Here is a 17,880-nt window from a genome sequence, read left to right on the forward strand (position 1 = left end):
GATCGCATTAGTAAGCATTTAATCTAAATGGCAGTTACACAGAATCTGGGATGGGCTCGTTGGCGATCGACCTATTCTTGTTAGTCGACAAGAGATAGAAAAGCGCCGCCGCATCAACTCTGATACTTTGAGCAGCTTTGCAATAGATAATATCCCTGTTAATCCAGATACTCAGCATTTTTTTAAAGATTTTGAAGAAGGTAAAATTGCAACTAGCAAGGAAGTAAAAGCTTTGCTACATGCTCACTATACTAAGATAGCGCTCGAAGATAATTAGCTCTTATAATTTGAGCCCGACGTTGCTAAGCTATTATAGTATTGCTTTTCACAGCCAGTATCGAAAGATGAAACATAATTAATTGTGCTATTCAATCATATTTATCAAATCATTTCACCTATGTAAGATTACTAGTCCAGCATCACTAACTCTCGTCCAGCCATCTCCGAAATAAAGAATAACTACCCTGCCCACAAACATAATAACGTTATAGCTAGTCAGCTTATTCGCTTAGTGAATAGATAAGCATTAAGACCTGATATCACCGTGATGAATTACATCCTTGGGTCTGCTTCTATCTACACTCGCTTGCTTTAATATTACCATCATTATATCCGTGTTCATATGATTCGATATCTTGCAACTGACAATACTATGTGCAAAGACGTTAATGATAAACATGAATAGCAGAAAACTACTTTTATTTCTACCTATCTGACATAGATAAAATCTACTGGATTAGAGGATGGTACGATTGATCAAAAGTAACCATTAATAGATAGACGTAGCGAAGCGCATCATGTCCGCGTTTATAGCTTAGATAGGATGATATTAGAAAGGATGTTTCTGAAGATGTGAAAGATACCTGAAAAACTTAATTATTATGATACCTAATTGATAGAACGACCATTATCTTTTGGATAGGTAAAAGTGATTTTTTCTGATAGGTGGTAAGAATCACCGAAGTGATAGTTTTAATTTAGATGCCTACAAATAATATAGCGATGTACACTATTAGAATAAGAGGTTTCTAGCATGTCAACCTATAAGGAGATGTGTGGCACTCATGCAGAGCACTAGCAAAAAAGCCATGAGCAAATTCAATTCGAGCGGGTTCATTATCTTGAGCTGGAAAATACTCGGGTTCATCATTGCTACGAACCAATATAACTTGCTGATCAGCAAATAAAATATTAAATAACTGTATGAGCCAATCGGTAGCTAATCGTTCGCCATCAACTATCGATTCTGTTGAGTGAGTATCGTCAAGCTGAGTAGTAGACAACTCTTGCCACTGACTTCTGCATTCGTTTAAATACTCATTTTTATCAAGATGTAGTTTGTTGTTGGTTGAATCTTCAGTATGACTCCCTAACTGAGTAAGATGTTGCAGCAACGAACTTGCTTCAGTAGAAGAAAGTAAATCAGAAAAATTAATTTTATTATCGGATAGATTCATAGAGAAGACATTGACTTAATAAATACTAAAGACAAAAAACTTTAGGTAAAAAGGTAAGTAGTAAAAGAGCTTAAACAAATTTGTTATCAAAAAATCTTAACATACTAGCGCTAGCAGAATATGGCACTTTCCGTTAGTATGGCAGGCAATATTATACACCGTTTTTATGAATGAGGCCGCGCATGTCAAGCACTCCAGAAACTAAACCGTCAGCACCTCACGCTGACAATAAAAAAGCGCCTGTATTTACTGGCATGCCTGAGCACATCTCCTTAGATAAGTGGGCAGACACTGGCTATGAATGGTCAGGAGAGGTCAAACCAAGCTTGTTTGATCGTCTTGCTACTACTCTGAGCACTGAACATGAGCAGTCAGATATACAGCTCAACGCTAACTTGTATCGTCGCAATAATGTTTTACATTTAGCATTTACTCTAACAGGTGATGTTTGGCTAACTTGTCAGCGCTGTTTACAACCAATCGCGATAGACTTGTCTGATGATTATGACATCGCGCTACTAGAAAACGACAGTCAGGTTCGTTTAGTTAAAGATGAACAAGATTATTTATTACTGGATGAAATCGTCACCGAGCAGTCGCCAGAGCGTCTGTTACCATTTAAGAAATTGGTAGAAGACGAAATCTTGCTCAAAACGCCAATGGCGCCAAAGCATGACGATTGTGAGATGTCTGTTGAGCAGTTTGGTGAAATACCAGAAGAAGAGGAAGGTGAAAATCCTTTTGCTGCTTTAGCCTCGCTAAAAGGCAAGCTATAAGCACCAAAACTATCTACTCGATGCATTTAAAAAACCTTTTATCAGCTTTGTACAGAAGAGTGCAAGGCAGGGCTTTATTAATTTAATAAACATGCGTATAATGTCCGGTTTATTGCATTCGAGCAACCTGTTGCTTGCTGATAGAAACTGACTGGGTAAATTTTTTATAAAATTCAGCCTTGGTCAGTGCTTTATGTGAGTGGCAATCTATTTAACTAATGATGCTTAAGACTTAGGTTGTTGTGATTATATAGCCTCTGTCAGTATCGACTTAAGCTGAATTTCAAGCTTATCCCTTTTAAGTATAGGAGCTATATCATGGCTGTTCAAAAAAGTCGTAAAAGCCGTTCTCGTCGTGACATGCGCCGTTCACATCACCGTATGGAAATTGCTGAACTAAGCGTAGATGCTACTACTGGTGAAAAACATCGTCGTCATCACATGACTAAAGATGGTTTCTACCGTGGTCGTCAACTGTTCAAAGTCAGCCAAGACGCCTAAGACATTGGCTCTATGATAGCTTAGGCGAAGATAATAATAGTACTGGTGACTATTATTATTTTTGCCTAGTTATTATTAGTCAATAAGCTTTGAGCTAAAAAAAGCCAAGTTATTTCGCTATCATATATTATGTGGCTGGATAACTTGGCTTTTTGTTATTTATAGCTAGACTTATTGCTTAATTCGCTTGTTATTTTTAGTAGATTTAAAAATGTGCTGATATAATCTGCTCGTTTAATTTGGGCAGCGTTACTCTTGCTGTTTGGTTTGCATCCGCTATGATAATCGTGTCTGTCAGTGTATAGTTTACTGACAATCCGTTTTCTTGCATAAATACTTGAAGTAGCGGCCTTGTATAACATCTAATAATATAATACACCCCATTGTTTTTAGGGATATTTCTAATCAGATAAGGAATATTGGTTATGGCTTCTGTACCCGATATGGTAAAAAAGCAACCCGCTCGTATCGCGGTTATTTTTCCTGGACAAGGATCTCAAGCAGTCGCAATGACGAGCGAGCTTGCTGAAATCTATCCAGAGATACGTGATACATTTACCGAAGCGAGTGATGCGCTTGGCGAGGATTTGTGGGCAATCTGTCAGGACGAAGAAAAACTCAATCAAACCCAATATACTCAGCCTGCGCTTTTGACAGCTAGTATTGCTATTTGGCGTGTCTTACAACAAAAAATAGAAGAGACGCCTTGTTATTTAGCTGGTCACTCTCTGGGCGAGTACAGTGCCTTGTGTGCTGCCAATGTGATATCGCTGGGTGATGCAGTCACTTTAGTACATAAGCGCGGTCAGTTGATGCAAGAGGCCGTTATAGGTGTCGATACTGCTATGGCAGCAGTACTAGGACTAGAAGACAACCGAGTCGAAAACCTGTGTGAACAAGCAACCGAACACGTTGATGATGCCGTAGTCGGTGCAGCCAACTTTAATAGTCCAGGACAAGTGGTTATCTCGGGTAACGCTGCTGGTGTTAATGCTGTTATTGATAAAGTCAAAAACACGGGCAAAAAATCTGTTCCTCTAAAAGTGAGTGTGCCTTCTCATTGCGCACTTATGGAACCTGCTAGCAATGCATTGGCTGAGATACTAGCGGGTATCAAGTTTGATCAGGCAACCATTCCTGTTATACAGAATCGCTATGCACGCGTCGAAACCAGTGCGGTCGGTATCAAGCAAGCATTGACCGAACAGCTGAGCGAGCCAGTACTGTGGTCAAAAACCATGCAAGAGTTAGCTGACAAGCAAATTAATATCTTAATCGAATGTGGCAGTGGTAATGTACTGAGCAATTTGGCGAAGCGTCAAGCGCAGCCAATCGCAAGCTATCCTACTGATAAGCCTGCCCGTCTAGAAAAATTATTGGAGGTGTTATTATGAGCCGTACGATTACATTAGTGACTGGCGCTAGCCGAGGTATTGGCAAAGCAGTGGCCAAACGTTTTGCTAAAGAAGGACATTTTGTCATTGGAACTGCGACCACTGAAAAGGGCGCAGAGCTTATCGATGACTACCTTCATGACACTGGTGGTATTGGTCGTGTTTTAGACGTACGTGATACTGCTCAAATTGACAAATTATTTGAAGAGATCGAAAGCGTTTATGGCGCGGTACAAGTATTGGTTAACAATGCCGGTATCACTCAAGATGGTCTACTGATGCGCATGAAAGATGAAGATTGGGAAAACGTTATTGATACCAATCTGACATCGGTATATCGCATGAGCAAACGTGCCGTACGCGGTATGATGAAAGCACGCCGCGGCCGTATTATCAACATCACCTCAGTAGTAGCTCAAATGGGCAATGCAGGCCAATCTAACTATGCGGCGACCAAAGCTGGCGTAGAAGGGTTTAGCCGTACGCTTGCACGTGAGATTGGTTCACGCCAAGTGACCATTAACTGCGTGGCACCAGGCTTGATCGAAACGGATATGACAGATGAGCTTGATGAGCGTCTATTGAACTCTATGTTAGATGCTGTACCTATTAGTCGTCTTGGTCAGCCAGAAGACATCGCTGCAGCGGTACATTTCTTGGCTAGCGACGAAGCCAGCTATATCACAGGTGCTGTCATTCCTGTCAATGGCGGCATGTATATGTAGTCAATATACGAGCGTTACATAGTTATAATAAAAAACTGTGTGAACGAGTGTAAACTATAATAAAGGGTGCTATAATGACGGATACTTTTGAGTCAAAGCCCTGTATGATAACAGGGCTTTATTAGACATCAGACAAACTGTATAACATGTCATAGAGTACTCAGACAGCATTGCTGGTCTGGCAAACGCATTTTATATACCATGCTATAGCGTTAAATAAGGCGATATAGCAGTTTATTAAAAATAATAGATGATAACGGAGTGATCTACATGAGTAATGATATCGAGCTAAGAGTAAAAGCAGCAGTGGCTGAGCAACTAGGTATGAACGTTGAAGACATCAACAACGATGCTTCATTCATGGAAGACCTAGGTGCAGATTCTTTAGACCTAGTTGAATTGGTTATGTCATTTGAAAGTGATTTTGGTATCACTATTCCTGATGAAGATTCTGCAGAATTGACTACTGTTCAAAAAGCAATCGATTACGTACAAGCCCAACTATAATTTGCTGCTTATTTAGTAGATTTATAATGCCGCTTATCTGATTAGATAGGCGGTTTTTTTATGTGTGTATGACTGATATTTTTAAATACAGCAATCGAATTTAACATTGACTACGTCAATTCAACATTATTCAACATACTGTTACTATCTACATTGGCTCACTTTATCTATACTCATAATAGTAAGTCGTAGAAAAAAACGCCAGTTAGACATTTAAAATATTGTTTGATTGCGTGTTTTATTAAAAGAATGACAAATAATAATATTTCAAGGAGTAGATATATGGGTATGTTTAGCTTTGCAAAAGATATCGGTGATAAAATTTTTAACCGTGATGACGAAAAGCATGATGCTAAGACAGAAACGAAAGCAGATGCTAATACACCAGTACAAAGCAGTGAGCCGAGTGCACAATCAGTTGCTAATATTCTGTTGCGCCGTATTCAGCAGCAGAATCTTAATATCAGTAACCTAAAAATTAAATATAATGGTTCTACAGATACTGCAGAAATCAGTGGTAATGCTAAAACTCAAGCTGACCGTGAAAAAGCCATTATCGCTATCGGTAACGTGCAAAATGTTGCAAAAGTTATTGATAACATCGATATCGAAGAAGATGCACCTGAATCTACAATGTATACGGTAAAGTCTGGTGACAGTTTATCTAAGATTGCTAAAGAAGTTTATGGTTCATCTGGCGATTACATGAAGATATTTGAAGCAAACAAGCCAATGTTATCTGATCCAGATAAAATCTATCCAGGTCAAGTATTACGCATTCCTAAGCCCTAATGCTAGAAGAAGCGTATAGAAAAATAATCCTTTAAATATGATATTCTAATCAAAAAAGCCTCTTATCATTAAGAGGCTTTTTTTATATCGTACACTTTAAATAACCATTTTATCTCAGGGAGATTTGATAGTCATAGAGTGATTGGTTAATTAGTCGAGTCTAGCTTATTGTGCTGCTCAGCTAGAGCCCATTCGATATGCTCATCTAGCATGTCATTATGTATAGTTAATTTAGATTTTAACTGTTCGACTACTTCTAAGCTGGCATTAGCATTGCCAAGTCCGATAGCGATATTACGTAAAAAATTCACATAGCCGGTGCGTCTTAGTGGGCTACCTTGAGTGTTCTTCATAAAGTCGGTTTCTTGCCACTGCCATAGTTCAAGCAAGCTACTATTATCCAATCCATGCCTTGGTGCGAAGTCATCGACGGTAGTAAGGTTGGCATAACGATTCCATGGACAGATTAACTGGCAATCATCACAGCCAAAGACCCGGTTGCCTATCGCGTGTCTATATTTAGTATCGATGACGCCATCATGCTCGATAGTCAAATAAGAAATACAAGCAGAAGCGTTGAGCTCATGGGGAGCTACAATTGCTTGAGTAGGGCATATGTCAATACAAGCGCTACAACTACCGCAATGCTCCTTGACTGGTTTGTCATCGGGTAGCTCAAGGCTCAAAAACAGCTCACCAAGCACAAAAAATGAGCCAGCTTGCTTATTTATAAGTAGTGTATGTTTACCTGTCCAACCGAGACCTGCTGCATCTGCAATCGGCCGCTCAAAGATAGGCGCCGAATCGCTAAAAGGTCTAAACACAAATTCTTTTTCTGAACCGATATCCAAATGTTGCCATTCAGGCAGCATTGTTTCTATCTTTAAAGCCAATTGCTTTAAACGGCTACGCATTGTCTTATGGTAGTCGCGCCCTCTTGCATAACGCGCAATGATGCCTTTATTAGGATGGTCGTTATCACTGACAGCACGCGGTGTGGGTGCTTGAGTTAGATAGTCCATACGTACGCTGATGATGGTCTTTGCGCCCTCGACTAACTGATCAGGATGAGCGCGCAGATCATGATTATTATGCATAAACTGCAGCTGGCCCTCATAGCCTTTATCTAGCCACTTCTGTAGTTGTTCAATTTGCTTAGTAAACAAAGGATGATGCACAGATAGAAAACCACAATCAGCAAATCCTAGTGCCTGTGCTTGTGCTGTAATCCACTGCTTAATATCAGCTGTGGTTGTAAATACAGTTGGGTTCGTAATGGTGATTTTGTTTTTATCAGTAGGCATAGATAGTAGGTGCTTATTAGATGGTTTTCTCGTTTGTTTTAATCAGATCATTCATATCTGACAATCAGAGATAATGTAAATACGGCTATGATAAGCCAGTGAGCAATGAGTGCAAGTATAAAAGAAAATAAACTCACATTCATATTGATACATAAGTCGAGGTAAGCTTTTGCTAAGCTGATACGAGAAATGAGCAACCAAATTTAAATAAAATAAAAAATGAGTAGAAACACCAAGGATAAGTTATGAGAAATAATACCAATTTATTACCTATAAAAAATACAAAACCTATCGCGCTATATAATAGTAAGCAGGTTTATGCGATGGAACAGGCTTGGTTTTCACAAGGATACGACAGTTTTGGTTTGATGAAACAAGCGGCTTGGCAAATGACACAGCAAATAGAGCAGATTTATGAGCAAAGAAACGTCAGTGCCAGCCATTCTACCAACACTAACATTTATCACCGTAGTGCTTATCCACGTCAAGCAAGTATCTGGGTAGGGAAAGGTAACAATGGTGGTGATGGCTGGCTTATCGCTTATTATTTACAGCAAGCTGGCTGGCAAGTAGAAGTAATAACAGTTGGCTTTAGTGAAAATTATTTTGATCTCCATGATCAATCAGTAACTTCTAAAACTCCTAACAATGGAGACAGCGATAGTAGCAATATTACTGACTCGATAAAGGCATTACAGATAGCTTTAGCTAGCAGCTGTCACTATCAACGATTTGAAGACATTGTTAGTCACGATGATGCGGATAAAAGAGTTTTGCCAGCTGATATCTATATCGATGCATTATTTGGTATTGGCTTAGATCGTGCACCAGAAGTCGTTTATAAATCAGCTATTAAAGCTTTTAATAACTTTACTCAACAAAATAACGCCTTAGCAATAGCAGTCGATATTCCAAGTGGGTTAGTGGCTTCTACTGGTGAGGTGTTCGAACGCATAGCAATACAAGCTGACGTGACTCTATGTTTGATTGCGCGTAAGTTTGGTCTGCATACTAAAGATGGTACAGACTATAGCGGAGATATAGTCGATATACCGTTGATACCTTATCAAATGGCGCTTCAGCAAACAGCCAGCAATGACACGATACCTGAAAAAAATGCCAGTCAAGCATTTGGGCCAGTTGCCACGCTGCTGACGGCTGCGCATAGTATGAAGCCGCGGCGCCAAAACAGCTACAAAGGTAGCTATGGTCATGTGCTAGTCATTGGCGGAAATCGCATCGATGGCTCTCAGGGTATGGGTGGTGCTGCCATACTGTCTGCAGCCAGTACGATGGCGACAGGTGCTGGTAAAATAACAGTTGCCTGTCATGAGGCTTTTCATGGGTCGTTACTGACTTCATTGCCAGATGCGATGACTATTAATCTACATGACGCAAGCGGCGTAAGAGATTTAATCAAGCAGGCCAGTGTCGTTGCCATTGGGATGGGACTTGGCCGTGACGAAAAAGCCAACGCATTATTTATTGATTATGTACAGGCTGCTATAGAGAGTGAAAAATCAATTGTGATCGATGCTGATGGTCTTTATCACTTGGCATCACTGCACATGGGTAATCATGAGCTAATAACAGAGTTACGAGAATACAGTACTAATCATCGGGTTTGCTTGACGCCACATAGTGGGGAAGCAGCTAGACTACTTGATCAAAAGATAAGTAAGATTGAGTCAAATAGACTGCAAGCTATAAAACAGTGTGCTGCAACATATGGCGGTGACTGGGTGTTAAAAGGGGCAGGATCTTTAGTGCTAGAGCAAGAAAAGGGAGGAGAAAACGTATACGTATGTAATGTAGGGAATGCTGGCATGGCAACCGCTGGCATGGGTGATGTGCTATCTGGGGTGACCGCTGGACTATTGGCACAGCAAGATTTATCAGCAGAGGTACGTAGCTTACATCAAGCGGTTCTTATACATGGGTTTGCAGGAGATGTATTGGTGAGTCAAGCGAATAACAACACCAATACATTGCTAGTGGGGCAAAGAGGGCTACAAGCTCAAGATATGCCAGCAGCCATTCGTCACGTCATGCAGCTTATGATAGTTTGATATTTGCTTTCAAGAGATTTGACTAGGTAGAAGGGTTGGAGCAATACTGAGTAATCGCTTGCTGTACGCGCTCGCGCTTAAGCTCAATCTCACGACCATCTAGATACTGGCGTTTGCCGTTAGCATCCATCTCATAGATACGGCCGCCGACATTGAGGTTAGTTAAATTGTTACGTAGTGATTGGCAGCGTTGAGCATTAGCCTGAGCTTCTTGTTCTTTAATACGTGCTTCAAGTGCTGCTACTCGTTGTTCTTCTGCCGTTTGAGCATTGCTGCTCTGGTTGGGATCTGTTTTTCCTGCCATTTGTCCTGCATTGTTCTGTCTGCCGTCACTACGAAACTCAATCAGTTCAATATTTTTGCCGACTTGCGGCGCATGTTGGCTATATTTTACTTCACCATGTGCCCCAATAGATTTATAAACTTGAATAGCCTGACTGGCATTCATGGACAGCATTAGCATACACGCAGTACTCATCAACAGTTTGGCAGCGGTATTTATCTTAGACGCATATGCCATAGTAGCAATCCTCTTATTTAATAAAAATCAAATGTATATGGGTGTAAATATAACACTTGAACGTTTTATTGGTAGTAATAATGTATCGACTATCGATTCTAGCAAATAATACTTATCAATGTATATTATTTAATAACTAATAGTTTGGGATAGGCTTTAGAAGTTTTTCTTGACAATAACTCGTAAACCATCGAATATAATAGCAGTTGATTGGTCAGTGAGCGGCTTTTACGATGTTGCCGTGGCACTTGAGAAAGAAAACGACGAGTTACTTATCGGTAGCTTATGCAGTTTTATTTCCTTTGTGATAATGATATAGCAAGCGTAGTGGCAAAACGACCACTATTGATAGCGATACATTGTCTCCGGACTTATCTGTCTACAATGACTAAGATAAACTTATTATTTGAAATGTGCTAAATGTGTTTTTAGCAGTTGTATCAAAAGCGATATAGTACGCCGTTGAGAGATTTCCCCAAAGCCTATTGTAAGTTGTAAAGATCTTATAATTTAGCATTGGCTATGAAGTTTTTTTGCTTGTATATATTGATGCATCTGTACAAATAAAGTCACACGAATAAAGTCACAATAGGTACTTGCTAGTATCGAACCTCAATAATAAGCACCTTCTTTTATAGATGCACTCGCATCTTGTCACTGTATATCGATAAACATCCATCACAAAGCTGACCTAAAATACACTGCTATGTTTGATTAGTATTGTCCTATCAGACAGTTTTAATTAAACCTATTGGGCAGATATTCTTGATATGGACAAGAATTAGCGATCATTCAATAAGTAAAAATAACGACGGTAAGTAGTTATTTTTGCTCATAGAATCCCGCAAATTCTCGCCGCAAAAAAAGGTGATGACAGTGACGCAAACCACGCAAAGTCCGAACATGACGGGACATACCCAAACGGGTAATGCCGCCAAAAATTTTGAACAAAAGCAACAACGTCTTGCAGAAGGTAGTGCACAGCCTGTGATGCTATCGGGCGCTGAAATGCTAGTGCAAGCACTGACTGACGAAGGTGTCGAATACATCTTTGGCTATCCAGGTGGCGCGGTCTTACACATTTATGATGCGCTGTTTCAGCAAGAAAATATTGAGCACATCTTAGTACGTCACGAGCAAGCAGCGGGCCACATGGCCGATGCTTATTCGCGAGTCACTGGCAACACGGGTGTTGTATTAGCAACATCAGGCCCTGGTGCAACCAATACCGTGACAGCTATTGCTACTGCCTTTATGGATTCTGTACCAATGGTTGTAATCGCAGGTCAGGTGCCAAGCAGCCTAATCGGTGAAGATGCTTTCCAAGAAACAGATATGGTAGGTGTATCACGTCCTATCGTTAAGCATAGCTTCCAAGTACGTCATGCTAGCGAAATTCCAATGATTGTAAAAAAGGCATTTTATATTGCCCAGACTGGTCGCCCAGGCCCTGTTGTCATTGATGTGCCAAAAGACATGACTGCGCCTAGCGAAAAGTTCGCTTACGAATATCCAGAAGAAGTATTTATACGTTCGTATCAGCCTTCACTCAAAGGTCACAGCGGTCAAATCAAAAAAGCCATTGAAACGCTATTAGCAGCGCAGCGTCCTGTTGTATATGCAGGCGGCGGTGTGATTTGGAGCAATGCGCACGAAGAGTTAACAGATCTTGCACATCGTCTGAATTTACCAGTGACTAATACTTTGATGGGTCTTGGTACATTCCCTGGCTCTGATCGTCAGTTCTTAGGTATGCTTGGCATGCACGGTACTTACGAAGCCAATATGAGCATGCATCATGCTGATGTGATTTTAGCCGTCGGCGCGCGTTTCGATGATCGTGTGACCAACAACGTTAAAAAATTCTGCCCTAACGCAACCATTATTCATATCGATATCGATCCTGCGTCAATTTCAAAAACGATTCTTGCGCACATTCCTATCGTAGGCGATGTGAAGTCGGTCTTAACGGACATGCTAGAGATCGTTGGTCAAGACAAGCAGTTAGAGCAGCACGCATTGCTCGATTGGTGGTCACAAATTAATGAGTGGCGTAAGCGTCATGGTTTACGTTATGACACCAGCACAGATAATGGGATTAAGCCACAAAGTGTCGTACAAGCTTTAGATAAAGTGACTAACAGTAACGCTATTATCACAAGTGACGTTGGTCAGCATCAGATGTTTGCGGCACTTTACTATACTTACAATGAGCCACGTCAATGGCTGAATTCAGGTGGTCTTGGTACCATGGGTGTTGGTCTGCCGTATGCAATGGCTGCCAAACTTGCCAATCCTGAGCGTGATGTGGTTTGTATTACTGGCGAAGGCTCTATTCAGATGAATATCCAAGAGCTATCGACCTGCTTGCAATATAACTTACCAGTTAAAATTCTCAACATTAACAATGCGCAGCTTGGTATGGTGAAGCAGTGGCAAGATATGCTGTATGAAGGTCGTCATGCCCAGTCTTATATGAACTCCTTACCAGATTTTGTCAAATTGGCTGAAAGCTATGGTCATGTCGGTATCAAAATTACTGACCCTGCGACCATGGAGGCACAATTGGCTGAAGCAATGGCTATGAAAGACAAACTGGTATTTATCGATGTTTACGTCGATCGTAATGAGCATGTATATCCAATGCAAATCGCTGGACAGGCCATGCGTGATATGTGGTTAACAAAAGGGGAGCGTACCTAATGCAACAACAACATCTGATTTCGGTATTGATGGAAAACGAAGCGGGTTCGTTGTCGCGGTTAGTCGGCTTGTTCTCACAACGTGGCTACAATATCGAAACTTTGAACGTCGCACCTACTGATGACCCAAGTATCTCACGTCTAACGGTTACGACCATTACTTCACCAGAAAGAATTGAGCAAATCACCAAACAATTGCATAAATTGATTGAAGTGGTTAAAGTGCTTAATCTGACAGAGAACGTACACGTTGAGCGTGAATTGATGCTCATTAAAGTCCGTGCAACAGGCGGTGTTCGTGAAGAGATTAAACGTAGCGCAGATATTTTCCGTGCACAAATCGTTGATGTAAATTCGAACTTATATACGATTCAAATCGTGGGCGACAAAGCCAAACTTGATGGTTTTATCGATGTGATTGGCCGTGAGCGCATTATGGAAGTGGTTCGCTCAGGTGTGATTGGTATTGCCCGCGGTGAAAAAACCCTAAGCATTTAATTGTTTATCAAAACCAGTTTAAACCAATATTTATTTATCTAATCAACAAAGCGCTTATCTTAGTTATTATATTGACTACAGCATAAGCGCTTACTATCCATGGCAAGCCATGATTGAGAACAAGGACTCTATTTATGAACGTTTATTATGACAAAGATTGTGACCTATCTATTATCCAAGGTAAAAAAGTTGCCATTATCGGTTACGGTTCACAAGGCCATGCACACGCGCTCAACCTACAAGATTCAGACGTCGATGTAACTGTTGGTCTACGTGCAAACTCAAGCTCATGGAAAAAAGCTGAAAATGCTGGCCTAAAAGTTGCTGAAGTAGAAGAAGCGGTAAAAGCTGCTGACGTTATCATGATTTTGACGCCTGATGAGTTCCAAAAAGAGCTTTATAATGATGTAATCGAGCCAAACATCAAAGAAGGCGCTACACTAGCTTTTGCTCACGGTTTTGCAATCCATTACAACCAAGTTGTCCCACGTGGCGATCTTGATGTCATCATGGTTGCACCAAAAGCACCAGGTCATACTGTACGTTCAGAGTTCGCTAAAGGCGGCGGTATCCCTGATCTTATCGCTATCTATCAAGACGCTTCTGGTCAAGCCAAACAGTTAGCATTATCGTATGCTGCAGGCGTTGGTGGTGGTCGTTCAGGCATCATCGAAACAACGTTCAAAGATGAGACTGAAACGGATCTATTCGGTGAGCAAGCGGTTCTTTGTGGTGGCGCAGTAGAGCTAGTTAAAATGGGCTTTGAGACACTAACAGAAGCGGGCTATGCACCAGAAATGGCTTATTTCGAATGTCTACATGAGCTAAAGCTTATCGTTGACTTGATGTATGAAGGCGGCATCGCTGACATGAACTACTCAATCAGTAACAACGCTGAATACGGCGAATATGTTACTGGCCCTGAAGTTATCAATGAGCAGTCACGTGAAGCTATGCGTAATGCACTAAAACGCATCCAGTCTGGTGAATACGCGAAGATGTTCATCTCTGAAGGCGCAACCAACTATCCATCAATGACTGCGCGTCGTCGTAACAACGCTGATCATCAAATCGAAATCACTGGTGCTAAGCTACGTGGCATGATGCCGTGGATTGGTGGTAACAAAATCATCGATAAAGACAAAAACTAAGTTTTATACAAATGAAAATCTTATTCAGATAAAAATCTGATTTAGATGAAGTAGCCCGTGTTATCACTTGATAGCATGGGTTTTTTTATGCAAAGTATTTGATAGATACTTTTCGCTTTGACTTGAATATGGGCTATCAGTTGAAAACCAGTAATTGCTGCCCAATATAAGCAGGCACCTTAACATTGGCCAAAGCGCCTTTGCGATTAACATCCGTCATTGTTCTTACCCGTTTCTAAGTATTCGAAGCGGGCGGATGCTTCATTCTCACTTTCTATAGATAATAGGTTGTATGCTGTGCAAATATCTTATGCAGACTGGCTAACGCCGCAATTCGTATATATTACTCTTAGCGCTGTGGTAGCAGTTTTAATTTGGATAGAAGGGGAAATGCTCAAACAGACCGATGGTAAACTGCCTCAATCTAAATTCTTCAAAGTCAGTTCATTGTTAGATACTCTATGGTTCTTCATATCAGTGGTGATTTTATACGTTATTGATTTGACCCCATTAGCTATCGCAGTGCCTGCTGCATATGGCATATACACGACCTTTGGCTGGATATATGGTACCAAGCTACTGAAGCGTAAAGGTATCCCTGACTCTCCTAAAGACTTGGTCATTCCAGCCAAGTATATTGCCTATAGTCAGTCATTTTCATTGGTGTTTTTTGCGTTATGTTTGCTTGTATTGAGTTCAGCATGGCTACCAACATCACCATTGCAGTGATTGATATTCCAACCTACTATCATCTATGTCGACTTATTTAATTAGTGGTTTACTAATGAAGTTGTAGTACATCTATAAATAAAAACTATTTTATATCAATAAGATATAGAACTGATTACTATCGATGTTAGCTTGCAACAATGGTTAGTATTTATTTACAAAAATCAGCAATTTAGACTGTTCCTACCATAGAAAACTGTTATAATCAGACTGTACTCAAAATATTTGAGGCAAAAAATTCAAATTTTCTTTAAGAACATTTAGCATTTTTGGCCGCCGCATTTAGCAAAAAATATTAGGGTATATATCAATTAATCGGTGATGACACAAGTCTCGCCAACAGTTAAAGAGTCAGGAAAATTTATGTCAGATAAAGTTGAAGGCACTGTAAAGTGGTTTAATGAAGCTAAAGGTTTTGGTTTTATCGCTCAAGACAACGGCGGACAAGACGTATTCGCTCACTACAGCGCTATCCAAGGTAACGGTTTCAAAACTCTAGCCGAAGGCCAAAAAGTGTCTTTCATCTTAGGTGATGGCAAAAAAGGCCCACAAGCTGAGCAAATCGAAGCTATCTAATCTCATTTATTATTAGGTTAACTGCTTGTCAGTAAACTTAATGACAATAAGATTATCAATATGCATTGATTACTTTGTTTGTTAAAACAATAAAAATACTGTATCGACTTTAAAAAGAAGCAACCTCTTATCAGGTTGCTTTTTTTATGGGACTTTTTTGATATGACAAAGTGTTCTTTAGATAAATTGCTATTGATTTTGACAGTTAACATCATCAGGTAATAACGAACAATAATTTAATAAAGATGTAATAGATAAGGTTGTATTATGAAGTGGGAAAACTGGCTTTCAATTGACTGGCAACAAGTGCTCGGGATTTCTTTATCTGCTATAGGCTTTTACGTAGGATTGATGCTGTTTACTCGATTGATGGGTTTACGCAGTTTTTCCAAGTTATCAAGCCATGATTTTGCCATGACCGTTGGTATTGGTAGTATATTAGCGTCGACAGTGTTGTCAGATAAGCCTTCTCTACTTCAAGGATTGTTTGCTGTTGCGGTGCTATTCTTGATACAGGGTGTTATTTCAATTATCAGACGCAAAATAAAACCGCTAAAAGCTTTGATAGACAATCAAGCTATTATCCTAATGGCTCATGGTGAATATTTAGAAGACAACTTAAAAGAAGCCAATCTTAGTACCAGCGATGTGCAGGAAGTGCTACGTAAAAATGGTATCAAAGCGAAAACAGAAGTGTTTGCGGTGATTATGGAGACGACAGGTGATATGAGTGTCATCAAAAGTAACGATGTTGAACCTGACTGGTCTTTATTTGACGATATACGAGATAGCGAATTATTGCTTGGCGCTAGTAAGAATAGTAAGTCGCAGGTCTAGCTTGCCTAACTATTCTCATCCGTTAACTTCAAAGAGATAAATAATAACAAAATATTAAGTAAACCTAAGGTTTAGAATGCTATAAAGGGTATGAGCATTTTGAGCTGTTGAACCATAAAAATCTTGAAACGATGCGCTTATAGAGTATTTATTATAGAGTGTTGACAAATTTATGACGCATTATTCACGGCGTTGTCTTGACCTTATCTGCCTGCTGACGCAAGATACATAGGTCTGATAATAACGGTCGGCTTAGCTTTAGCAGATTTCATTAGTAAGAGATACAATGCTAATATGCTCTTAGGTATTGGCTCATCTTTCTTAGTTAACTATATTCTGTTGATGTAGTAATAACCTTGAGCAGTATTTTGAACGACAATTTGAACCACAACGAACCTTTGGTTCTTAACTGACAATTTTTAACTCATAACATTAATAAACGAGGAACGTATGAAAGCATTAGTAGCGGTCAAGCGTGTCATTGATTATAACGTAAAAGTTCGTGTAAAAGCCGACAACTCTGGCGTTGACTTATCAAACACTAAAATGTCAATTAACCCTTTTGATGAAATCGCAGTAGAAGAAGCGGTTCGTCTAAAAGAAGCTGGCATCATTGATGAGATCATTGTTGCTTCAATCGGTCCAAAAGAGTCACAAGAGCAGATTCGTGCAGCCCTAGCGCTAGGTGCTGACCGTGGTGTATTAGTTGTAAGTGACGAAAAGCCATATCCACTACAAGTTGCTAAGATTCTAAAAAGTATCGCCGAAGCTGAAAGCACTGATATTATCTTATTAGGTAAGCAAGCGATTGATGATGACAACAACCAAACTGGTCAGATGCTAGCGGCATTGATGGGTATCGGTCAGGGTACGTTTGCATCAGAAGTAAAAGTTGAAGGCGACAAAGTAAACGTAACGCGTGAAATCGATGGTGGCTTACAAACAGTTGCTCTTGATTTGCCAGCAGTCATCACGACTGACCTACGTTTGAATGAGCCACGTTATGCTAAATTGCCTAACATCATGAAAGCGAAGAAAAAGCCACTTGATGAGAAAACGCCAGCAGATTTCGGTGTTGATATGACATCTAAGCAAGAGATTATTAAAGTCGTGCCACCTGCTGACCGTAAAGCTGGTATTACAGTAGGTTCAGTTGATGAGTTGGTCGATAAGCTAAGAAACGAAGCAAAAGTCATTTAATGTTTTAATGATTGGATACTTCGCTACGGCATATCCTGTACAAGGCTGTGAATTTGACTGCTTTATCTTAGATTAAATGATAGTTTCTCAAATAGCTTTGTACACAAACAACCGCATGAATAGATAATACGAATATATAAAG

Annotated in this window: 17 protein-coding genes; 14 read left to right on the top strand and 3 right to left on the bottom strand. The window is 40.1% G+C overall.

The features are described 5' to 3' along the window. Positions 1–1,028: 1,028 nt before the first annotated feature. Positions 1,029–1,457: an elongation factor P hydroxylase gene (locus FQV37_RS14380; RefSeq protein WP_160022576.1), complete on the bottom strand. Its 429-nt coding sequence runs from the start codon at positions 1,455–1,457 to the stop codon at positions 1,029–1,031. A 182-nt stretch (positions 1,458–1,639) separates the two neighbouring features. On the opposite strand from FQV37_RS14380, the gene FQV37_RS09325 reads away from it, so the two are divergent. The 6 genes from FQV37_RS09325 to lysM all read left to right on the top strand — a co-directional run bounded on the left by FQV37_RS09325 (position 1,640) and on the right by lysM (position 6,152). Further along, positions 1,640–2,233, top strand: a complete 594-nt coding sequence (locus FQV37_RS09325) for a YceD family protein (RefSeq protein ID WP_160022578.1) — start codon at positions 1,640–1,642, stop codon at positions 2,231–2,233. A gap of 318 nt (positions 2,234–2,551) precedes the next feature. Next, complete coding sequence (gene rpmF / locus FQV37_RS09330) at positions 2,552–2,734, top strand: 50S ribosomal protein L32 (protein WP_057758809.1); 183 nt, start codon at positions 2,552–2,554, stop codon at positions 2,732–2,734. A gap of 425 nt (positions 2,735–3,159) precedes the next feature. After that, on the top strand, positions 3,160–4,128 hold the full coding sequence (fabD, locus tag FQV37_RS09335) for an ACP S-malonyltransferase (protein ID WP_160022580.1): 969 nt from the start codon (positions 3,160–3,162) through the stop codon (positions 4,126–4,128). Continuing rightward, on the top strand, positions 4,125–4,853 hold the full coding sequence (fabG, locus tag FQV37_RS09340; RefSeq protein ID WP_057758813.1) for a 3-oxoacyl-ACP reductase FabG: 729 nt from the start codon (positions 4,125–4,127) through the stop codon (positions 4,851–4,853). The genes fabD and fabG overlap by 4 nt, the downstream gene beginning before the upstream one ends. A gap of 270 nt (positions 4,854–5,123) precedes the next feature. After that, on the top strand, positions 5,124–5,360 hold the full coding sequence (gene acpP / locus FQV37_RS09345; RefSeq protein WP_057758815.1) for an acyl carrier protein: 237 nt from the start codon (positions 5,124–5,126) through the stop codon (positions 5,358–5,360). A 282-nt stretch (positions 5,361–5,642) separates the two neighbouring features. Then, positions 5,643–6,152, top strand: a complete 510-nt coding sequence (gene lysM / locus FQV37_RS09350) for a peptidoglycan-binding protein LysM (protein WP_057758817.1) — start codon at positions 5,643–5,645, stop codon at positions 6,150–6,152. Between the two features lie 146 nt (positions 6,153–6,298). Here lysM and queG read toward each other — a convergent pair whose 3' ends face one another. Further along, positions 6,299–7,456, bottom strand: a complete 1,158-nt coding sequence (queG, locus tag FQV37_RS09355) for a tRNA epoxyqueuosine(34) reductase QueG (RefSeq protein ID WP_160022582.1) — start codon at positions 7,454–7,456, stop codon at positions 6,299–6,301. 245 nt (positions 7,457–7,701) lie between these two features. Here queG and FQV37_RS09360 point away from each other — a divergent pair, with 245 nt between their 5' ends. Further along, entirely contained in the window at positions 7,702–9,525 is a 1,824-nt protein-coding gene (locus FQV37_RS09360; RefSeq protein WP_160022584.1) for an NAD(P)H-hydrate dehydratase, read from the top strand. Positions 9,526–9,547: 22 nt separating this feature from the next. Here FQV37_RS09360 and FQV37_RS09365 read toward each other — a convergent pair whose 3' ends face one another. Next, complete coding sequence (locus FQV37_RS09365; RefSeq protein ID WP_102092415.1) at positions 9,548–10,045, bottom strand: DUF4124 domain-containing protein; 498 nt, start codon at positions 10,043–10,045, stop codon at positions 9,548–9,550. Between the two features lie 990 nt (positions 10,046–11,035). Between FQV37_RS09365 and FQV37_RS09370 the strand changes: the two genes are divergently transcribed. The 7 genes from FQV37_RS09370 to FQV37_RS09400 all read left to right on the top strand — a co-directional run bounded on the left by FQV37_RS09370 (position 11,036) and on the right by FQV37_RS09400 (position 17,738). Next, positions 11,036–12,748 (top strand): acetolactate synthase 3 large subunit, encoded by a 1,713-nt coding sequence (locus FQV37_RS09370; protein ID WP_197411831.1) that lies wholly within the window; start codon positions 11,036–11,038, stop codon positions 12,746–12,748. After that, positions 12,748–13,245, top strand: coding sequence for an acetolactate synthase small subunit (gene ilvN / locus FQV37_RS09375; protein WP_057758828.1), 498 nt, complete (start codon positions 12,748–12,750; stop codon positions 13,243–13,245). The genes FQV37_RS09370 and ilvN overlap by 1 nt, the downstream gene beginning before the upstream one ends. A gap of 134 nt (positions 13,246–13,379) precedes the next feature. Continuing rightward, positions 13,380–14,396, top strand: a complete 1,017-nt coding sequence (gene ilvC, locus FQV37_RS09380; RefSeq protein ID WP_101204856.1) for a ketol-acid reductoisomerase — start codon at positions 13,380–13,382, stop codon at positions 14,394–14,396. 297 nt (positions 14,397–14,693) lie between these two features. Next, positions 14,694–15,125 carry a hypothetical protein gene (locus tag FQV37_RS09385; protein ID WP_160022586.1) on the top strand — a complete coding sequence of 144 codons (432 nt, stop codon included), beginning with the start codon at positions 14,694–14,696 and terminating at the stop codon, positions 15,123–15,125. 363 nt (positions 15,126–15,488) lie between these two features. Next, complete coding sequence (locus tag FQV37_RS09390) at positions 15,489–15,701, top strand: cold-shock protein (protein WP_057758834.1); 213 nt, start codon at positions 15,489–15,491, stop codon at positions 15,699–15,701. Between the two features lie 267 nt (positions 15,702–15,968). Continuing rightward, positions 15,969–16,538 (top strand): DUF421 domain-containing protein, encoded by a 570-nt coding sequence (locus tag FQV37_RS09395; RefSeq protein ID WP_160022588.1) that lies wholly within the window; start codon positions 15,969–15,971, stop codon positions 16,536–16,538. A gap of 450 nt (positions 16,539–16,988) precedes the next feature. Beyond that, positions 16,989–17,738 carry an electron transfer flavoprotein subunit beta/FixA family protein gene (locus tag FQV37_RS09400; RefSeq protein WP_160022590.1) on the top strand — a complete coding sequence of 250 codons (750 nt, stop codon included), beginning with the start codon at positions 16,989–16,991 and terminating at the stop codon, positions 17,736–17,738. Positions 17,739–17,880 lie beyond the last annotated feature (142 nt).

The sequence above is a fragment of the Psychrobacter nivimaris genome, from assembly GCF_009812035.1.
Taxonomy (GTDB): Bacteria; Pseudomonadota; Gammaproteobacteria; order Pseudomonadales; family Moraxellaceae; genus Psychrobacter; species Psychrobacter nivimaris.